Source organism: Collinsella aerofaciens (assembly GCF_041537385.1).
In the GTDB taxonomy this organism is placed as follows: Bacteria; Actinomycetota; Coriobacteriia; order Coriobacteriales; family Coriobacteriaceae; genus Collinsella; species Collinsella aerofaciens_BV.
Window position 1 is genome coordinate 125641 of record NZ_JBGORS010000003.1, and the last position, 19162, is coordinate 144802.

A 19162-nucleotide genomic window follows, 5' to 3' on the forward strand; every position below is an offset into this window, starting at 1 on the left:
ATGCGACAAAGGCTTCACATTGTGTTTATCTCTCGACACCATTGCGTTATTCACTTATTCATTAAGGAGGTAGCAGCCGTTATGGATGCCAAATTAACGATAGTCGACGTAACCGGATCGACCAACGATGACCTGCTCGAAGCAGGAAAACAGGGAGCGCCACACGGCACGGGACTTGCCGCCCGGGCTCAGACAGCAGGACGCGGCCGACGCGGCCACAAGTGGGATTCAACCGCCGGCAACCTGTTGCTCTCGATTGTCCTACGTCCACGTGTTGATCCCACCAAGTACTCTGGTCTTGCCGCCGTCAGCGGCTTAGCGGTGCTCGAGGCGCTCGAAAAGCAAGGTCTTGCTAACGAGATCGGCCTCAAATGGCCCAACGACCTCGTCGCGCGAGGGCGCAAACTCGGCGGCATCCTGGTCGAGGCGGCTCGTGACAACGAGGGCAAGCCCTTTGCCGTCTGCGGCATTGGCGTCAATGTGAACTATGTGCCCTCGGAGGTTCCCGATGGCGGCCTGCCGGCAATCGGTCTCTCGGACCTTAACGAGAACGTTCCTGCTGTCGACATGCTCCTCGATGAGGTCTATCACGCAGTTATAGACGCTGTAGATGCCTGGGCAGAACGCCTCAACGCCATGGAAGAAAACACCGGACCGCTCGCGCCCGTCCACGGCGAATATGTCGCTCACCTCAATTGGATTGGAAAGCACGTTATCGCCCGCTTCCCTGCCGGTGACGAGCTGGCGCGAGGCATCTTTATAACGGTCGATGGCTTTGGTCGTGCGTGCATCGAAACAGAAGACGGCTTGCGATCCTTCCATTTTGAGGAGGCGTCATTGCGCCCCTTGAGTGAGTAGGTCGCCACAGCCAGCCGCTCGGCAGCCTTACCCGGCGATCCAAACCCATCATGCAAAACAAAAGAGCCCCGCTACCGTAATGGCAGCGGGGCCCTTTAAGCTATGAGGAATATCGCTTAGAGCTTGATGTCGATGTCGACGCCAGCGGGGAGGTCGAGACGCATAAGCGAATCAACGGTGCCCGAGGTGGGGTCGAGGATGTCGATGAGGCGCTTGTGGGTGCGCATCTCGAACTGCTCACGGGAGTCCTTGTTCACGTGCGGCGAGCGGATAACCGTGTACAGGTTGCGCTCGGTGGGCAGGGGGACAGGACCGGAAACGCGAGCACCGGTCTTCTGAGCGGTCTCGACGATGAGCTTCGCGGACTGATCGACGACCTCGTGATCATAGCCCTTGAGGCGAATGCGGATCTTCTGGGTAGCCAACTTAAACCTCCAAAGAGTGCGAGAGATGTTCTCGCGGATTACGTAACAGGGAGCTCGAACTTAGGCGTTCTTGCTCATGACCTCGTCCACGATGGACTTGGGCGCGGGCTCATAAGAGTCGAACTGCATCGTGTAGGATGCACGGCCCTGGGTCTGGGAGCGAAGGTCGGTAGCGTAACCGAACATCTCGCCCAGCGGCACCTTGGCACGGATGAGCTTGCTGTTCTTGCGATCCTCCATGCCCTCGATCTTGCCGCGACGACCGGAGAGGTTGCCCATAACGTCGCCCATGTACTGCTCGGGGGTCTCGACCTCGACAGCCATGATCGGCTCGAGCAGCTGCGGATCGGACTTCTTGAGAGCGTCCTTGATAGCCATGGAACCGGCGATCTTGAAGGCGGCCTCGGAGGAGTCGACCTCGTGGTAAGAACCGTCGAACAGGGTGACCTTAACGTCGAGGACCGGGAAGCCGGCGATAACACCGGTGTTCAGGGCCTCCTGGATGCCCTTGTCGATGGACGGGATGTACTCCTTGGGCACGACGCCGCCGACGATAGCGTTGACGAACTCGTAGCCGAAGCCCTCCTCCATCTTCTCGAGCTTGATGACGGCGTGGCCGTACTGACCGCGACCGCCGGACTGACGGACGAACTTGCCCTCAGCCTTCTCGACGTCGTGACCGGCGGTCTCGCGGTAGGCAACCTGGGGCTTACCGACGTTAGCGTCAACCTTGAACTCGCGGAGCAGACGGTCGACGATGATCTCGAGGTGCAGCTCGCCCATGCCGGCGATGATGGTCTGGCCGGTCTCGTGGTTGGTGGACACCTGGAAGGTCGGGTCCTCCTCGGCGAGCTTGGTCAGAGCCAGGGACATCTTGTCCTGCTCGGCCTTGGTCTTGGGCTCGATGGCAACGTCAATAACGGGCTTAGCGAACTCAATCTTCTCGAGGACGATCTCCTTGCCCTCGGCGCACAGGGTGTCACCGGTGGTGGAGTTCTTGAAGCCGACGCAAGCGACGATGTCGCCGGCGGCAGCGTCGTCACGGTCGATACGCTCGGCGGCATTCATCTCGAGGATGCGGCCGAGGCGCTCGCGCTGACCGTTGGAAGCGTTGACAACGTAGGAGCCGGACTCGGCGCGGCCGGAGTAAACGCGGACGTAGGTGAGCTTACCGACGAACGGGTCGGTCATGATCTTGAAGACCAGGCCGGAGAAGGGCTCGTCGAAGGAAGGATGACGCTGAATCTCCTCGCCGGTGTCCGGATCGGTACCGGTGACGGCCTCAACGTCGAGCGGGCTGGGCAGGTAGTCGACGACAGCGTCGAGCAGCTCCTGAACGCCCTTGTTCTTGTAGGCGGAACCCACGAAGACGAGGTTGAGCTCGTTGGCCAGAACGCCCTTGCGCAGAGCAGCCTTGAGCTCCTCGACGGTGAAGTCCTCCTCCATGAGGATCTTCTCCATGAGCTCGTCGTCAAAGCTGGCAGCAGCGTCAAGGAGCTCCTCGCGCTTGGTGGCAGCGATGTCGGCAAACTCAGCCGGGATCTCGTCCATCGGCTCGGGGTAGGTCATACCCTTCTCGTCGGCCTTGAAGTCCCATGCAGTCATGGTGACCAGGTCGATGACGCCCCAGAAGTTGTCCTCGGCGCCCATCGGGACCTGAGCGGCCACGGCGTTAGCGTCGAGACGATCCTTCATGGTCTCGATAGCGTTGAAGAAGTCAGCGCCCACGCGGTCATACTTGTTGATGAAGGCGATGCGGGGGACGTTGAAGGTGGAAGCCTGACGCCAAACGGTCTCAGACTGGGGCTGAACGCCGGCAACGGCGTCGAAGACGGCGACAGCGCCATCGAGGACGCGCAGGCAGCGCTCGACCTCGGCGGTGAAGTCAACGTGGCCCGGGGTGTCGATGATCTGGATGCGGTAGTCGGTACCGTCCTTCTTCCAGAAGCACGTGGTAGCAGCGGAGGTAATGGTTACGCCGCGCTCCTGCTCCTGAACCATCCAGTCCATGGTGGCAGCGCCCTCATGGACCTCACCGATCTTGTGGGTCTTACCGGTGTAGTAAAGAATACGCTCGGTCGTGGTGGTCTTACCGGCATCGATGTGGGCCATGATGCCGATGTTACGGGTATCGGAAAGCTTGTACTTAGGCTTAGCCATGTTAGTTCCTTACCTTAACTTACCAACGATAGTGAGAGAACGCGCGGTTGGCCTCGGCCATCTTGAAGACGTCCTCACGCTTCTTGACGGAAGCGCCAAGACCGTTGGAGGCGTCGAGGATCTCGTTAGCGAGACGCTCGGCCATGGTCTTCTCCTTGCGAGCGCGGGAGAAGTTGACGATCCAGCGGATACCCAGAGCGGTGGAACGACGGGAGTTGACCTCCATCGGGACCTGATAGGTAGCGCCACCGACACGCTTGGGCTTAACCTCGAGCGTGGGCTTGACGTTGTCCATAGCCTTCTTGAAGGTAGCGAGAGCGTCGCCACCCTCGGACTTCTCGGCAACGATCTCGAAAGCGGTGTAAACGATGCGCTCAGCGGTGGCCTTCTTGCCGTCAAGAAGGACCTTGTTGATGAGCTGAGTCACCAGGCGGTTGTTGTAAACGGCGTCAGGCTGAACCTCACGACGATTAGCTGCTGCACGACGCGGCATGTGAAATCTCCTTAAGTGTCTACCGTGCGGCGCTTAGGCGGCACACGGCGAAAGTATCAAAACGTTATCTGGCTTATTTAGCCTTGGGGCGCTTAGCACCGTACTTGGAACGGGCCTGCATACGGTTCTGGACCGGAGCAGCGTCGTAGGCGCCACGGATGACGTGATAACGGACACCAGGGAGGTCACGGACACGACCGCCGCGGACGAGCACGATGGAGTGCTCCTGCAGGTTGTGGCCCTCACCCGGGATGTAAGCAGTAACTTCGATGCCGTTGACGAGGCGAACACGGGCAACCTTACGAAGAGCCGAGTTCGGCTTCTTGGGGCTCGTGGTGAAGACGCGGGTGCACACGCCGCGCTTCTGGGAGTTGTGCTGCAGGGCAGCGTTCTTGGACTTCTTGGGCACGGAACGACGGCCCTGGCGAACCAGCTGGTTAATAGTAGGCAAAGCGTACTCCTTCTCGAATGATTCCAGCTTTCTGTAAAGTGCAACGGCTTGAATCGAGGGGTCAGCATCCCCCTACGAAACACGCAGTTCGATAGGATACGTGGCGTTAGCTGTGCCGTCAACAGACCACGCCGCCGGGCGTATCCCAAAATTGGCACATTTCCGCAAAGCCTACACAAAAGGAATCCCCTCCTGTGCGCGGGGGGCGGATTCCCGGGCCGGGCGGCGCAGGGGTTAAGTTTGCTGCTCTACAGTCCTGGCTCGCACGGAGGCCACATTAAGTGGCCTCCGGCTCGTGCGGAACTCGCGACAAACTTAACCCCTGCGCCGCCCGGCCCGGGAATCCGACGTGCTCGTCGGGGCAACGTTACCTGCCAAAAAGGGACAGGTTTATTTTGGTCGGTTTTATCTGGGGAAACGTCGCGCTCCAACGGTGATCTGCTCTCACCTGTCGCATGGAAATCGGCGGCGCTTTCGGAAGTATGCGGCAAATTCTGGACCCGCCGAGCGCACCGGGGTTTTGCGATAATAAACCCGCAGGTAGAGCGCTTGAGCATATACGGTGTGGTCGACCCATCAAGATTTTGCCGCATACTTCAGGAATGCAGGCGAATATCGTGCGGTCTAACCGCCCATTTACCGCAAAGAAGGCCGCTTCCCCTAGTAGAAAGCGGCCCCAAATCTTACGAATAGACGATGGTAAAGGGTTCCGACGTTTCGGCGCCCCCTGTTGAAGTGCAGCGTGTGCCTTCGAGCGTTACTGAAACCACTTGGTCGACATCAATCAACTTCGTTGGCACCCAAATGTTCTCTCCGCTATTGCGTCCCATCGAAACATAGAAATTGTACGCCCCTGCGTCGTCATCTTCGATAATCTGCTCTGACCCATCCTTGTAGGTGACGGTCAGTTTATGATCAACTGCTTCATAGCCCAGATCATCGATGTGCGTCTGGATGGAAAACGGACTGATCTCGAGAGGCGAGTCATCGGAGCGGAGTTCTTTTGTATCGACGTGCGCTCCGACGTTAAACTCTGGCGTCGATACCTCGATCACCTTCGCATCCTCACCTTTGCCCTCCGTCCAACTGATATTCCAGGTGACCGCATGTCGTAAATCTCGATCGCGATTCCAAGATGCAAAGTACATCGTGCCGTTAATGACCGTGTCGCTTGTTGTGTCTTTATCAATGGTGCAGCGTGTATCAGCCCATTCCTCGCCGAAGTTCATGCTGGGTGTACTGACGCCCCCTTCTTCTTCACCATAGAGAACAAGTTCGCCAAGCTCTGCCGCCGGCTTGTAGTAGTTAACGCCATTTGGATTGGACAGCGTAAACGTCACAGCACCGCAGCCGTTTTGGTCGATAGCCATATCATGAATGTCGAGTGTATAGCCGTTGCCCTCGGCGGACAGATTGACCTTCTGGACTGCACCCTCCAGGCTTTGGGGCGCGATGCCATCACCAAACTCTCTGGTGTAGGTGTATTTAGTCCCCGATGAGCCACCGTTGGTCCAGGTAATGGAATCCCCATTGCCGTGGTTTCCCCAGGCTGAGGCAAAATAGCCGGAATTGACAACGGCGTAGGCGACCCCTCCGGTCGCCAGCACTCCGGCAAGGCATCCGATCACGGCAACATACAGAGGCTTCGCGTGACCCTTTCGGCGAAGCGGCTCACCAGCAGCGGCATAAAGAACACGGTCAGCAAGATCGCTATCGGCTTGGACGGACTCGAAGGCCTGCTTGATTTGATTGGATTTCACGGTCGCCCTCCTCTAGGATGAACTTGAGTTTCGATCTGCCGCGAGCTAAACGCGTTCGAACGGTCGCGGCTGGTACATGCAACAACTCGGCAATCTCTGAGGTCGAAAAGCCCAGATAGTAATAGAGCACGATGGGGACACGGAATCGCTCCGGAAGTCGCATAACGTCTGACAGGACCGCCTTGGTCTCATCCTGCGCCGCCGAAAGCGAATCGGCCAGGTTCTCAATATCCTCCACACGCCTCCATGGCTTTCGAAAGAGAGATTTGCATTCATTGATCGTGACCCGGATAAGCCAGCGGCGAAGATGTTCCCAACTTTCAAAGTGTCCATCGCTTTTAAGCAACTTTAGAAAGACATCTTGGGCAATGTCGTCGGCATCGGCACGATCGCGCAGGTACGTCAACGCGATTCGAAACACGACATCCCGGTGATCTTCGACCGCCTGTCTAAAAGCTTGTTCTTCCATAATCACCTCCCGGTGACGCTGATGGTTCTTGATGAGGTCCTCACCATAGATACGCTTTGACCGAACAGAATGTTTCAAATTCAAGCAGGAAAAAACCTACCAAAATAAACCCGTCCCTTTTTGGCAAAAGGAATCCCCTTCTGTGCGCGGGGGCGGATTCCCGGAACGGGCCGCCCGCTGTTTAAGTTTGCTGCTCTGCAGTCCTGCGCAAGACGGAAAGCACATTAAGTGCTTTCCTTTGCGTGCGGAACTCGCGACAAACTTAAACAGCGGGCGGCCCGTTCCGGGAATCCGACGTGCTCGTCGGGGCAACGTTCCTCACCAAAAAAGACCCGCTTCCCTGTTGGGAAACGGGTCTTTGGAAGGGCGGTTAACGTACTAGGAAATTACTCCTCGTCGTTGTCCTTGGCCTCTTCGGCGTCGTCGGTGTCCACGAGCTGGTTGAGCAGCTCGTCGAGGGAAGCCATGTCCTCGTTGATCGCGCCGTTGGCGGGAGCCTTCTTGTCGTCGATCGGGGCGCCCAGGAGCTCCTCGTCGGCGTCGGCGTGATGCGTCGGAGCGGAGGTACCCAGCAGGATATCGTCCGGACCGTCGGGGCTAAAGACCATCTGCAGCAGCTGCGAGAGGTCTTCCTCGTCGGCAACGTCGTCGTTGTTCTCGAGGATGTAGAGCAGATCGTGGGCCTCCAGGCCGTCACGGAGCTCCTCGATCGCCTTGGCACCGATGCCATCGATGCGCAGCAGATCCTCCTCGGACTTGCCAACCAGGTCGCCGACCGTCTCGATGCCGACCTCGCTGAACTTGTTGGTCCAGCGCTGCGACACGCCCAGGTCGTCGAACAGGTACAGACGAGCCTTCTCGGCGGAGATGGTGTGGCCGTTGCGGGTGAACGAACCGTCAGCACCACCGAACTCGTCGTAGCCGGCCCAGTCGAGCTGCTGCGGGAGCTGCTCGTCCAGGTCCTTGAGCTCCACAGGAGCCCACTCGGGCAGCGACTTGGCGTTGGGCGAAGCCGGGCCGTCGATGTCCACGTAGCCGTCGGCCGTGCGATACGTCATCTTGGCGTTGGCGTACGGCTTGAGGCCGGTACCAGCAGGGATCTTCTTACCGACGATGACGTTGGACTTAAGATCGAGCAGGTGATCGACCTTGCCCTCGATGGCAGCCTCGGTAAGGACGCCGGCGGTACGGATGAACGAAGCGCTCGACAGCCAGGAGTCGATGTTGGACGCGACCTTGAGCGTACCCAGGATGACGGGCTCGGCCACGGGAGCCTGACCGCCCAGACGGGCAACGCGCTCGACCTCGTCGGCGAACTCGTAGCGGTCGACGTACTGACCAAGCAGGTACTTGGAGTCGCCGGGGTTGGTGATCTGAACGCGACGCAGCATCTGACGTGCGAGCACCTCGATGTGCTTGTCGTTCAGGTCGACGCCCTGGCTGGTGTAAACGTCCTTGACGCTCTCGACGAAGGTGTGCATCGTCGACTCGATGTCGGTCAGCTTGCGCAGGTTGCGGAAGTTGACGAAGCCCTTGGTGATCTGGTCGCCGGCGCGAACCTCGCAGCCGTCCTCGATCTCGGGCATAAAGCGCACCGAAGCGGGGACGCGACGCTCGTCGAGGACACGGGTGTGATCCTCGGAGTCGGTGAGCGTCAGCACGTACTCGGACTTCTCGGGCTTAATCGAGAGGTGGCCGGAGTACGGAGCCAGCTCGGCCTCGCGGCCCAGGATCTTCTCGTTGACGTTGCCGACGATATCGAACATACGGCTGACCGTAGGCAGACCCTGCGTAATATCGTCGACGCCAGCGACGCCGCCGGAGTGAATGGTACGCATCGTAAGCTGCGTACCGGGCTCGCCGATGGACTGGGCGGCAATAATGCCGACGGCAGTACCGATGGCGACCGGACGACGGGTGGAAAGATCCCAGCCGTAGCACTTCTGGCACACGCCGTACTTGGAGCGGCAGGTGAGCAGCGCGCGAAGCTTGACCTTCTTAAGGCCGGCATCGACCATCTTCTGGATGTCGGCGACCTTCTCGATGTAGCCGTCCTGCTCAAAGAGCACGGTGCCATCGGGAGCCACGACGTCCTCAATGAAGCAACGGCCGACGAGGTCGGTGTTGAGGTCGGTGGTGCCGGGGATGACGAGGTTGTAGGTGACGCCCTCGTGCGTACCGCAGTCCTCCTCGCGGACGATGACGTCCTGGGCCACGTCGACCAGACGACGGGTCAGGTAACCAGAGTCCGAGGTGTGGGATGCGGTATCGACCAGGCCCTTACGGGCGCCGTAGGTCGAAATGAAGTACTCGAGCGGCAGCAGGCCCTCGCGGAAGTTCGCCTTAATGGGAAGGTCGATCGTCTCGCCGGACATGTCTGCCATCAGGCCACGCATGCCGCCGAGCTGACGCAGCTGGGTCTTAGAACCACGGGCGCCGGAGTCGGCCATCATGTAGAGCGGGTTCTCCTCGTCGAACAAGTCGAGCATGAGCGCTGCGACCTTGTCGGTACAAGCGGTCCACTCGTTAACGACTTCGATGTGGCGCTCCGTCTCGTTGATGAAGCCCTCCTCGAAGTACTCGTTGATCTGGTCGACGTTGGCCTGGGCGCGGTCGAGCAGCTCCTGCTTCTCGGCAGGGATGAGAGCGTCCCACACCGAGATGGTGAGGCCGGCGCGGGTAGCGTAGTGGAAGCCGGAATACTTGATGGCGTCGAGGATCGGGCCGACCTTGGCCTCGGGGTAGCGATCGCAGCAGTCCGCAACCAGCTTGGCCACGTCGCCCTTGACCATCTTGTAGTTCATGAACTCATAGTCTTCGGGCAGGCACTGGCGGTTGAAGATGATGCGGCCGATGGAGGTCTCGAAGCGCGCGGTCTTGTTGCCGGTGACGTCGTAGTCGACGAACTCGTTCTTGCCGTTCTTGACGCGGAAGATACGGGTGCCGTCCTCGTTGATGACATTGGCGTCGGCAGCGGACACACGGACCTGAATCTTGGCCTGCATGTCGACCTCGGAGCGGCAGTCATAGGCGTGCAGCGCATCGTCGAAGCTTGCGAACACGTGGTTCTCGCCCGGCAGACCGTCGCGGACCTGGGTCAGGTAGTACACACCGATGATCATGTCCTGCGAAGGGATGTTGACCGGCTTGCCGGATGCCGGCGAGCGCAGGTTGTTCGCAGAGAGCATGAGCACGCGGGCCTCGGCCTGAGCCTGGCTGGACAGCGGCACATGGACAGACATCTGGTCGCCGTCGAAGTCGGCGTTGAAGGGCGAGCAGACCAGCGGATGCAGGTGGATAGCCTTGCCCTCGACCAGCACCGGCTCAAAGGCCTGGATGGACAGACGGTGCAGGGTCGGTGCACGGTTGAGCAGCACGACGCGGCCGTCGATGACCTCTTCGAGGATATCCCACACAAAGGTGGCACCGCGGTCGATAGCGCGCTTGGCGCCCTTGATGTTCTCGACCTTGCCAAGCTCGACCAGGCGCTTCATGACGAAGGGCTTGAAGAGCTCCAGCGCCATGGTCTTGGGCAGACCGCACTGGTGCAGCAGCAGCTTGGGGTCAGTAACGATTACCGAACGGCCGGAGTAGTCGACACGCTTACCCAGCAGGTTCTGACGGAAACGACCCTGCTTGCCCTTGAGGGCCTCGGCGAGCGACTTGAGCGGGCGACCGCCACGGCCAGAGACCGGGCGACCACGACGGCCGTTGTCGAACAGGGCGTCCACGGACTCCTGGAGCATGCGCTTCTCGTTGTTCACGATGATCGCAGGGGCGTCCAGGTCGAGCAGGCGCTTGAGTCGGTTGTTACGGTTGATCACGCGACGGTACAGGTCGTTGAGGTCGGACGCGGCAAAGCGACCGCCGTCGAGCTGGACCATCGGGCGCAGATCGGGCGGAATGACCGGGATGACGTCCAGGATCATGTTCGCGGGGCTGTTGCCACCCTTCAGGAAGGCGTCAACGACCTCGAGGCGCTTGACGGCCTTCTCACGCTTCTGCTTCTGGGAGTCCTCGTCGGCGATGATGGCCTTGAGCTTCTCGGCCTCGGAAGGAAGGTCGATGGCAGCGAGCAGGTCGCGGACGGCCTCGGCACCCATACCACCCTTGAAGTACATGGAGTAGTAGCGGGTCATCTCGCGGAACAGCGGCTCATCGGAGATGAGGTCGCGCTCGGTGAGCTTCATGAAGGCGTTGAAGGCGTCCGTGCGGAGCTGCTTCTCGTCCTTGCACTCTTCCTCGATGTCGACGATGCCGGAGGCGATCTCCTCGGGGGTCAGCGGCTCCTCGTCGGAGAACTCGTCAAAGTTCTCGGGGTCGCCCTGCTCCTTGAGGGACTCGATCTGGCGGGCGCACTCGGCATCGATCTCTTCCAGATCGGCGGCGAGCTCCTCGCGCAGGTCGTCGGCGTCGGCCTCGCGAGCCTCGTAGTCAACCTCGGTGATGATGTAGCTGGCAAAGTACAGAACCTTCTCGAGGTCCTTGGACTTGATGTCGAGCATACGGCTCATCGGGAAGCTCGTGGGGCTCTTGAAGTACCAGATGTGGGACACGGGAGCGGCGAGCTCGATGTGGCCCATGCGGTCGCGACGCACCTTGGCCGAGGTGACCTCGACGCCGCAACGCTCGCAGACGATGCCCTTAAAGCGGATGCCCTTGTACTTGCCGCAGGAGCACTCCCAGTCCTTGGCGGGACCGAAGATCTTCTCGCAGAACAGGCCGTCCTTCTCGGGCTTGAGGGTACGGTAATTGATGGTCTCCGGCTTCTTGACCTCACCGTGCGACCAGGAACGGATCTGGTCGGCGGAGGCAAGGGAGATCTTTACCGAGTCAAAATCAGTAGCTTCGAAATCTGCCACAGTCAACTACTCCTTATCAGTGGTCGTGGCGGCGACAGCCTCGGGTGCCTCGGCGGTCTCGGCATCCTCGGCCTCGACGTCGGCGTCAACGCCGGCGAGCGCAGCCAGGTCGTCGAGAGCAGAGGTCTCCTCGGCGGTCACAGGGGCGGAGGCGTCCTCGTCGGCATCGTGCATGGGCTCGATGTCCAGTGCGAGGGAGCGAATCTCCTTGACGAGAACCTTGAAGGACTCGGGGATACCCGGGACAGGAACGTTCTCGCCCTTGACGATGGACTCGTAGGTCTTGACGCGGCCCACGGTATCGTCGGACTTGACGGTCAGGATCTCCTGCAGGACGTTGGAAGCACCGTAAGCGTACAGTGCCCAAACTTCCATCTCGCCGAAGCGCTGGCCGCCGAACTGAGCCTTGCCGCCCAGGGGCTGCTGGGTAACCAGGCTGTAAGGGCCGGTCGAACGGGCGTGGATCTTGTCGTCGACCATGTGGCCGAGCTTGAGGATGTAGGACGTACCCACGGTAATGGGCTCGCGGAACTCCTCGCCGGTGCGGCCGTCGAACAGACGGGTCTTGCCGCGCTCGTCAAGCTGGGTGACGAACTCGGGACGCATGTGATCGCCAAAGGCAGCGGTGGCCTTGTTGAGCATGTTCTTGTTGGCACGACGGATGACCTCGGCGATCTCGTCCTCCTTGGCGCCGTCGAAGACAGGCGTGGCGGTGAAGAACGGACCGGGGACGTACTTGTCGGAGTCGGCCTGCTCGGTATCCCAACCGCAGGCAGCAGCCCAGCCAAGGTGGCACTCGAGCAGCTGGCCGACGTTCATACGCGAAGGAACGCCCAGCGGGTTGAGGATAACGTCGATCGGGGTACCGTCAGCCATGTAGGGCATGTCCTCGACCGGCAGAACGTTACAGATAACACCCTTGTTGCCGTGGCGGCCGGCGATCTTATCGCCCTGCTGGATCTTACGACGCTGGGCGACGTAGACGCGCACCTGCTCGTTGACGCCGGGGGCCAGGTCGTCGCCGTTCTCGCGGCTAAAGCGGACGACGTCGATGACGCGGCCGTAAGCGCCGTGAGGCATCTTAAGGGAGGTATCGCGGACGTCGTGGGCCTTGGCACCGAAGATGGCGCGCAGCAGGCGCTCCTCGGCGGTCAGAGCGCTCTCGCCCTTAGGCGTGACCTTACCGACCAGGATGTCGCCAGGGCCGACCTCGGCGCCGATACGGATGATGCCGTCCTCGTCGAGGTTGGCAAGCATATCCTCGGAGAGGTTCGGGATCTCGCGGGTGATCTCCTCGGGGCCGAGCTTGGTGTCGCGGGCGTCGATCTCGTGACGGGTGATGTTGATGGTCGTCAGCAGGTCCTCGGCCACCAGGCGCTCGGACACGACGATACCGTCCTCGTAGTTGAAGCCTTCCCACGGCATGTATGCCACGGTGAGGTTCTGACCCAGTGCAAGCTCGCCATGATCGGTCGAAGGACCGTCAGCCAGGGGCTCGCCCTGCTCAACGGTGTCACCGACGCGCACGAGCGGACGGTGGTTGATGCAGGTGGACTGGTTGGAGCGCTGGTACTTGGCCAGGTGATACTCGTCCATGCCGCCGGCATGCTTGACGATAATCTTGGCGGCGTCGGCAAAGATGACCTCGCCGGCGTTCTTGGCCAGGGTGACCTCGCCGGAGTCCAGAGCGGCGCGGCGCTCCATGCCGGTACCGACATAGGGAGCGGCGGGGTGAACCAGCGGCACGGCCTGACGCTGCATGTTAGCGCCCATGAGCGTACGCTTGGCGTCGTCGTGCTCGAGGAACGGGATCAGCGTGGCTGCGACGGAGAGCATCTGACGCGGCGAGACGTCCATGTAGTCGACGTCCTCGACAGGCACGTCGGCGGGAGCGCCGAAGGAGCCGTCGAAGTCGCGGGTACGGGCGATCACGGTGTGCGGACGGACGATCTTGCCCTCGGCATCGGTCGTGATGAACTCGTTGGTCTTGGGGTCGAGCGGCGTGTTGGCCGGCGCGATGACGTGCTTCTCTTCCTCGTCAGCGGTCATCCAGTCGATCTGGTCGGTGGCAACGCCGTTCTCGACGCGACGGAACGGGGCCTCGATGAAGCCATACTCGTTGACGCGGGCGTAGAGGGCGAGCGAGCCGATCAGGCCGATGTTGGGGCCTTCGGGGGTCTCGATCGGGCACATGCGGCTGTAGTGCGAGTTGTGAACGTCGCGGACGGCCGTCGGCACGTTGGTGCGGCGGCTGGAGCCGGACTTGTGGCCGGCAAGACCACCAGGGCCGAGTGCGGACAGACGGCGCTTGTGGGTCAGACCGGTCAGGGGGTTCGCCTGGTCCATGAACTGCGAGAGCTGCGAGGAACCGAAGAACTCCTTGATGGAGGCCACGATCGGGCGGATGTTGATGAGCGACTGCGGGGTGATCTCGTCGATGTCCTGGGAGCTCATGCGCTCACGGACGACGCGCTCCATACGGCTCATGCCGATACGGAACTGGTTGGCAACGAGCTCGCCGACGGTACGGATGCGGCGGTTGCCGAAGTGGTCGATGTCGTCGACCTTGAAACCCTGCTCGCCGGCAGCGAGGGACAGCAGGTAGCGCAGCGTCGCGACGATATCCTCGTCGGTGAGCACCGTGACCTCTTCCTCGGTGGTGAGGTTGAGCTTCTTGTTGACCTTGTAACGACCGACGCGGGCCAGGTCGTAGCGCTGCGGGTTAAAGAGCAGACCCTCGAGCAGGCTGCGGGAAGCGTCCACGGTGGGAGGCTCGCCCGGGCGCAGACGACGGTAGATCTCGATGAGGGCGTCCTCGCGAGTGAGAGCGGTGTCGCGCTCCAGGGTACGTTTGATCACATCGGAGTTACCGAGCAGTTCGATGATGTCGTCGTTGGTGACGGCGATGCCAAGGGCGCGCAGGAACATCGTGGCGCTCTGCTTGCGCTTACGGTCGATGGAGACCATGAGCTGGTCGCGCTTGTCGACCTCAAACTCAAGCCAGGCACCGCGGGACGGGATGATCTGGGCCTTGTAGATCTGCTTGCCCGAATCCATCTCGGAGCTGTAGTACACGCCCGGGGAACGGACGAGCTGCGAGACGACGATACGCTCGGTACCGTTGATGATGAAGGTGCCCTGATCGGTCATCATGGGGAAGTCGCCCATGAAGACGAGCTGCTCCTTGATCTCGCCGGTCTCCTTGTTGGTGAGACGGACGTCGGTCAGAAGCGGGGCCTGATAGGTCATGTCCTTCTCGCGGCACTCCTCGACGGTGTGCGCGGGGTCGCCGAACTGATGCTCGCCGAAGGTAACCTCGAGAACATGGTTCTGGCTCTGGATGGGGCTGGATTCCTTGAACGCCTCACGAAGACCCTCGTCCTTAAAACGCTCAAAGGATTCCCTTTGAACAGAGATAAGGTTGGGGAGCTCCATGGCCTCCGGGATTTTCCCGAAGCTGACGCGCTTGCGCTCAGTGGCAGTGTATGCGTAGGTCACCAGGTTTTTCCTCCTTCACGGAAATGCTCGGTGGGTTGGCGAGGCATAGCTTCGCCAGTTATCGCAACCTAATAGTTTATCAGGTACCGACCGTTGGGCAAGAAAAGCCTTGACGCGATTGAGTTTTTGGAGTAGTAAAGTTTTTTGACAGAAAACACGCAGGTAGATGTATGTGTATCGAACATCTGTTCATATATTTTCTGTGAACAGAGGGCCAGCAATCGCAGCTCTTATAAAAAACGGGCGCGAACCGAGGTCCGCGCCCGTAAATGTCGATGACCGAAGGCTTACTTGCGCATCAAGCCGCCGCGCTCGTCGATGGCGTCCCAGAAGGCATCGGCAAAGCGGGGGTCGCTTGCAGCCATGAGGGCGTTGGTGGCCATCCAGCCAGAGGGAGTGCCGGTGTCGTAGCCCGACAGCGGGTCGATGACGACGGCGTACATGGCTTCGCGGTCGAGCGAACGGGCCATGGCGTCGGTGAGTTGGATCTCGCCGCCCTTGCCGGCCTGCTGATCTGCCAGCAAGTCCATGACCAGCGGGCTCAGCAGGTAGCGACCGACGATGTACAGGTTGGACGGAGCCGCCTCGGGAGCGGGCTTCTCGACCAGACCGCCGATGCGCCAGACAGCGCCCGGCTCGGCATCGGCAACGTCCTCGGCACCCTCGAGCGAACCGACGCGCTCACCGGCGATAACACCGTAGCGGCTGACTTCCTCGGGCGAGCAAGCAGCGACGGCGATAACCGAAGCGCCACCGTGCTCCTTGGAAACGGCGAGCATCTTGTCGCAGATGTCGCGGTTAGGTACAACGTAGTCGCCCAGAAGAACCAGGAAGTTCTCCCCTGCCACGGCGTCGGCAGCAGAGCGAATAGCATGGCCGAGGCCCTTGGGCTCGTACTGATAACGGAAGTCGACCGGCATACCGCCAGCGTGGGCGACGGCATCGGCATAGGCGTTCTTGCCGCGCTCGCGCAGCAGGTTCTCGAGCGAACGGTCGGGCTGGAAGTAGTTCAGCAGCTCGGGCTTGCCGGGCGAAGTAACGATGATGGCGTCGTCGACCTCCTCGGGATCGAGTGCCTCCTCGACGACATACTGGATGACCGGCTTGTCGAGAACCGGCAGCATCTCTTTGGGCGTGCACTTGGTGCCAGGCAGAAAACGCGTGCCAAGACCGGCGGCGGGGATGATTGCCTTCATGTTATTCAAAGATCCTTTCGCAGGCGCAAAAGCGCCCCGTGCGTGCGGCACACAGCCGCAGACCAAATTGCGATACCCAAGCATCTTACCGCTGGAACTATATGTCGCTACAAGGCAGAGACAATTCTTCAGCAGGTCAACGCAAATTATTGCTCGAATGGTGCAATTTTATTGCCCAACGGCAGGGCACCCGATACGACGCAAATCACAGAACATGGCAGTTTGAGCAACCGATGCCGAGGGACCGAAAAACAAAAAAGACGGGGCTCGCAATGCGAACCCCGTCTGCAAAGAAATCTGGCGAGAAAGCCTGATTACTTGAGGGTGACAGCAGCGCCAGCAGCCTCGAGCTTCTCCTTGGCAGCCTCGGCGTCCTCCTTCTTGGCACCCTCGAGAACAGCCTTGGGAGCGCCCTCGACGACCTCCTTGGCCTCCTTCAGGCCAAGGTTGGTGAGCTCACGGACGGCCTTGATGACCTGGATCTTGTTGTCGCCGAAGCCCTCGAGCACGACGTCAAACTCGGTCTTCTCCTCGGCCTCAGCAGCGCCAGCAGCGGGAGCGGCGACAACAGCGGCAGGAGCAGCGGCGGAAACGCCGAAGGTGTCCTCGATAGCCTTGACGAGCTCGGAAGCCTCGAGAAGGGTCATTTCCTTAAGAGCATCGATGATCTCATCGGTGGTAAGCTTAGCCATTTCTAAGTCCTTTCGGTTTCCGTGTCTGTGCACGGAGATCAGTTAAAACACGGCGCGAATGCGCCAGGGGTGCGGCGTTGCCGCCGCGGGTGAAAACAGCGACTAGGCTGCCTTCTGCTCGGAGACCTGCTGGATCGAACGAGCGAGACCAGAGGAAACGCCGTTGACGCAGACAGCGATGTCGCGAGCGAAACCGGAGATGAGACCGGCGATCTGGCCGAGAAGCTGATCCTTGGTGGGCAGCTCGGCGATAGCCTTAACATCATCAGCGGAAACGGCCTTGCCGTCGGAGATACCGCCCTTGATCTCAAGGACGCCCTTGGACTTAGCAGAGAAGTCCTTAAGGGCCTTAGCGGCCTCGACCGGCTCGGACTCGTAGAACACATAAGCGACGGGGCCGGCGAGGATCTCGTCGAGCTCGGGCTGCTCCTGGTTCTTGAGAGCGATCTTGACCAGGTTGTTCTTGTAGACCTTCATCTCGGCGCCGCACTCGCGAAGCTGATGACGCAGCTCCTGAGCCTGCTTAACCGTCAGACCGTTGTAGTTGACGACGAACAGACCGGCGTTCTCGGCGATACGGGACTCGATCTCTGCAACCTTGTCGATTTTGTACTGCTGGGGCATGAATTACACCTCCTCGAATTCTTTCCGGGCACGGTCCGCCACAAGGACGTGACGGGGGCATGTCCAAAAAGAAAGCCCCCGCGCTGCATGAGCGACGGGGGCGAGAAGACATATCTACTCGACCACCTCGGCTGGCGGGATATCCCATTAAGCTCGCGGGCGATGCCCGTTTGCACCGGCTGTCTCTGGCAGCGGATTCGTGCGTGAACCGAAAGTATTATGGCGGGGACCCCGGCGTCGGTCAACGGAAAACCGGGCTGCACACAATTCCACCATCCGGCCGTGCCGCCAAACGCCAGGCGCAAGGTTTTCGCTCGGTCAAGTCCTGGCTCGCACGAAGAGCACATTAAGTGCTCTTCGGCTCGTGCGGAATCTACGAAAACCTTGCGCCTGGCCTTTGGCGGCGCGGCCTGCGTTGACTTTGGGCAGCCCGGGTTTTCGTTGGCTGCCGCCCCCACTCATAATGCTTGGGTCGGTGGGCTGATGTGTTGCGTCCCGTTGGGCTATAAGGTTGAAATGAAGGTGGACAGGCGATTTAGGCCTTCGTCCAAATCTTGGTCGGAAACGCAATAGCTGAGGCGAATGTGGCCTTCGGTTCCGAAGCAGTTTCCGGGAACTAGGGCTACGTTGGCCTCTTTGATGGCTTTGATGCAGAAGTCTTCGCTGGTTAGACCAAACTTTTTGATGCACGGGAAAGTGTAGAAGGCTCCTGCGGGCTCTACTACGTCGAGGCCCATGGCGTCTAAGGCTGCGAGTACGCGCTCACGGCGGGCTCGGTAGACTTTGAGCATGGGGGTTGGGTCGACGGTCAGGGCTCGCGCTGCGGCGTCCATCTCGAAGGAGACGGCGCTCGATACTAGGTATTGGTGAGCTTTTGCGATCTCGGCGATGACGGGTGCCGCTGCTGCGAGCCAGCCCAGGCGCCAGCCGGTCATAGCCCAGGGCTTGGAGAAGCTCTCGATGACGACCGTCTGCTCACGCAGCCCTGAGTGCCGCTGGGCAAAGCGCTCGTAGCCATCCACATAAACCAGGCGGTTGTATACGTCGTCGCAGACCACGTAGATGCCCGCCTGCTCCGCCACGTGCGCCACGGCGTCGAGCGAAGCCGCGTTGAGGATACAGCCCGTAGGATTGTTGGGCGAGCAGATGACGATGGCCTTGGTCGCCGGGGTCACACAGGCGCGAAGCGCATCCTCGTCAATCTGAAATTGCGCAGGCTCCGTATCCAAAAAGACCGCTTTGGCGTGATTGGCTACGACGATGCTCTCGTACAGGCCAAAGGCCGGCGTGGGGATAATAACCTCGTCGCCGGGGTTGAGCATAGCCATGAATGTTGCCGACAGGGCCTCGGTCGCGCCGTCGGTCAGGATGACCTCGTCGGCCGAAAACGCAAGGCCCGCATCCCCCATGTAGGCAGATAACGCCTCACGCAGGGCGGGGCGACCGTTGTTGGGCGGATAGTGCGTGTCGCCGCGGTCCAACGAAGCAGTCACCTCGGCGCTAATCACATCGGGCGTGGGAAAATCGGGCTCGCCGAGCGCAAGCGCGATACATCCCGGATGCTGAGCGGCGAGCGCGTTGATTCGGCGGATGCCGGAGGGCTTGAGCGTGGCAAGCGAGGTATTCATAGGCAGGCGCATGGCGTTCCTTTCGTAAGGGTTGCACTAGGATAGC

The 19162-nt window shown here is 60.5% G+C and carries 13 protein-coding genes; 1 reads left to right on the plus strand and 12 read right to left on the minus strand.

Annotated elements, in window-relative coordinates; genetic code table 11:
- Nucleotides 1-81: 81 nt before the first annotated feature.
- Nucleotides 82-858: a biotin--[acetyl-CoA-carboxylase] ligase gene (locus tag ACEG18_RS05805; RefSeq protein ID WP_372541691.1), complete on the plus strand. Its 777-nt coding sequence runs from the start codon at nucleotides 82-84 to the stop codon at nucleotides 856-858.
- A 116-nt stretch (nucleotides 859-974) separates the two neighbouring features.
- Here ACEG18_RS05805 and rpsJ read toward each other — a convergent pair whose 3' ends face one another.
- From rpsJ to ACEG18_RS05865, 12 genes are all read right to left on the minus strand, one after another.
- A complete protein-coding gene (gene rpsJ / locus ACEG18_RS05810) occupies nucleotides 975-1283 on the minus strand; it encodes a 30S ribosomal protein S10 (protein WP_022094184.1) in 309 nt (102 codons plus the stop codon).
- A gap of 60 nt (nucleotides 1284-1343) precedes the next feature.
- Complete coding sequence (gene fusA, locus ACEG18_RS05815; RefSeq protein ID WP_117843496.1) at nucleotides 1344-3443, minus strand: elongation factor G; 2100 nt, start codon at nucleotides 3441-3443, stop codon at nucleotides 1344-1346.
- Nucleotides 3444-3462: 19 nt separating this feature from the next.
- A complete protein-coding gene (gene rpsG, locus ACEG18_RS05820) occupies nucleotides 3463-3936 on the minus strand; it encodes a 30S ribosomal protein S7 (RefSeq protein ID WP_006235013.1) in 474 nt (157 codons plus the stop codon).
- Between the two features lie 73 nt (nucleotides 3937-4009).
- On the minus strand, nucleotides 4010-4387 hold the full coding sequence (gene rpsL / locus ACEG18_RS05825) for a 30S ribosomal protein S12 (protein ID WP_006235012.1): 378 nt from the start codon (nucleotides 4385-4387) through the stop codon (nucleotides 4010-4012).
- 683 nt (nucleotides 4388-5070) lie between these two features.
- On the minus strand, nucleotides 5071-6147 hold the full coding sequence (locus ACEG18_RS05830) for a hypothetical protein (protein WP_372541693.1): 1077 nt from the start codon (nucleotides 6145-6147) through the stop codon (nucleotides 5071-5073).
- Complete coding sequence (locus ACEG18_RS05835) at nucleotides 6098-6616, minus strand: RNA polymerase sigma factor (protein WP_372541694.1); 519 nt, start codon at nucleotides 6614-6616, stop codon at nucleotides 6098-6100. The genes ACEG18_RS05830 and ACEG18_RS05835 overlap by 50 nt, the downstream gene beginning before the upstream one ends.
- 386 nt (nucleotides 6617-7002) lie before the next feature.
- Nucleotides 7003-11478 carry a DNA-directed RNA polymerase subunit beta' gene (locus ACEG18_RS05840; RefSeq protein ID WP_372541696.1) on the minus strand — a complete coding sequence of 1492 codons (4476 nt, stop codon included), beginning with the start codon at nucleotides 11476-11478 and terminating at the stop codon, nucleotides 7003-7005.
- 6 nt (nucleotides 11479-11484) lie between these two features.
- Nucleotides 11485-14976: a DNA-directed RNA polymerase subunit beta gene (gene rpoB, locus ACEG18_RS05845; RefSeq protein WP_199408987.1), complete on the minus strand. Its 3492-nt coding sequence runs from the start codon at nucleotides 14974-14976 to the stop codon at nucleotides 11485-11487.
- 287 nt (nucleotides 14977-15263) lie between these two features.
- A complete protein-coding gene (locus ACEG18_RS05850; protein WP_055250255.1) occupies nucleotides 15264-16172 on the minus strand; it encodes a UTP--glucose-1-phosphate uridylyltransferase in 909 nt (302 codons plus the stop codon).
- A 314-nt stretch (nucleotides 16173-16486) separates the two neighbouring features.
- Nucleotides 16487-16864, minus strand: a complete 378-nt coding sequence (gene rplL, locus ACEG18_RS05855) for a 50S ribosomal protein L7/L12 (RefSeq protein WP_006235005.1) — start codon at nucleotides 16862-16864, stop codon at nucleotides 16487-16489.
- Between the two features lie 102 nt (nucleotides 16865-16966).
- Nucleotides 16967-17488, minus strand: a complete 522-nt coding sequence (gene rplJ, locus ACEG18_RS05860) for a 50S ribosomal protein L10 (RefSeq protein WP_006235004.1) — start codon at nucleotides 17486-17488, stop codon at nucleotides 16967-16969.
- 503 nt (nucleotides 17489-17991) lie between these two features.
- Nucleotides 17992-19128, minus strand: coding sequence for a pyridoxal phosphate-dependent aminotransferase (locus ACEG18_RS05865; protein ID WP_372541699.1), 1137 nt, complete (start codon nucleotides 19126-19128; stop codon nucleotides 17992-17994).
- Nucleotides 19129-19162 lie beyond the last annotated feature (34 nt).

Excerpts from the sequence above, each read along its gene's own strand:
- rpsG (WP_006235013.1), bottom strand. The coding sequence starts at position 3,936 with ATGCCGCGTCGTGCAGCAGCTAATCGTCGTGAGGTTCAGCCTGACGCC.
- ACEG18_RS05835 (WP_372541694.1), bottom strand. The coding sequence starts at position 6,616 with ATGGAAGAACAAGCTTTTAGACAGGCGGTCGAAGATCACCGGGATGTC.
- ACEG18_RS05865 (WP_372541699.1), bottom strand. The coding sequence starts at position 19,128 with ATGCGCCTGCCTATGAATACCTCGCTTGCCACGCTCAAGCCCTCCGGC.
- ACEG18_RS05850 (WP_055250255.1), bottom strand. The coding sequence starts at position 16,172 with ATGAAGGCAATCATCCCCGCCGCCGGTCTTGGCACGCGTTTTCTGCCT.
- ACEG18_RS05805 (WP_372541691.1), top strand. The coding sequence starts at position 82 with ATGGATGCCAAATTAACGATAGTCGACGTAACCGGATCGACCAACGAT.
- rplL (WP_006235005.1), bottom strand. The coding sequence starts at position 16,864 with ATGGCTAAGCTTACCACCGATGAGATCATCGATGCTCTTAAGGAAATG.
- rplJ (WP_006235004.1), bottom strand. The coding sequence starts at position 17,488 with ATGCCCCAGCAGTACAAAATCGACAAGGTTGCAGAGATCGAGTCCCGT.
- fusA (WP_117843496.1), bottom strand. The coding sequence starts at position 3,443 with ATGGCTAAGCCTAAGTACAAGCTTTCCGATACCCGTAACATCGGCATC.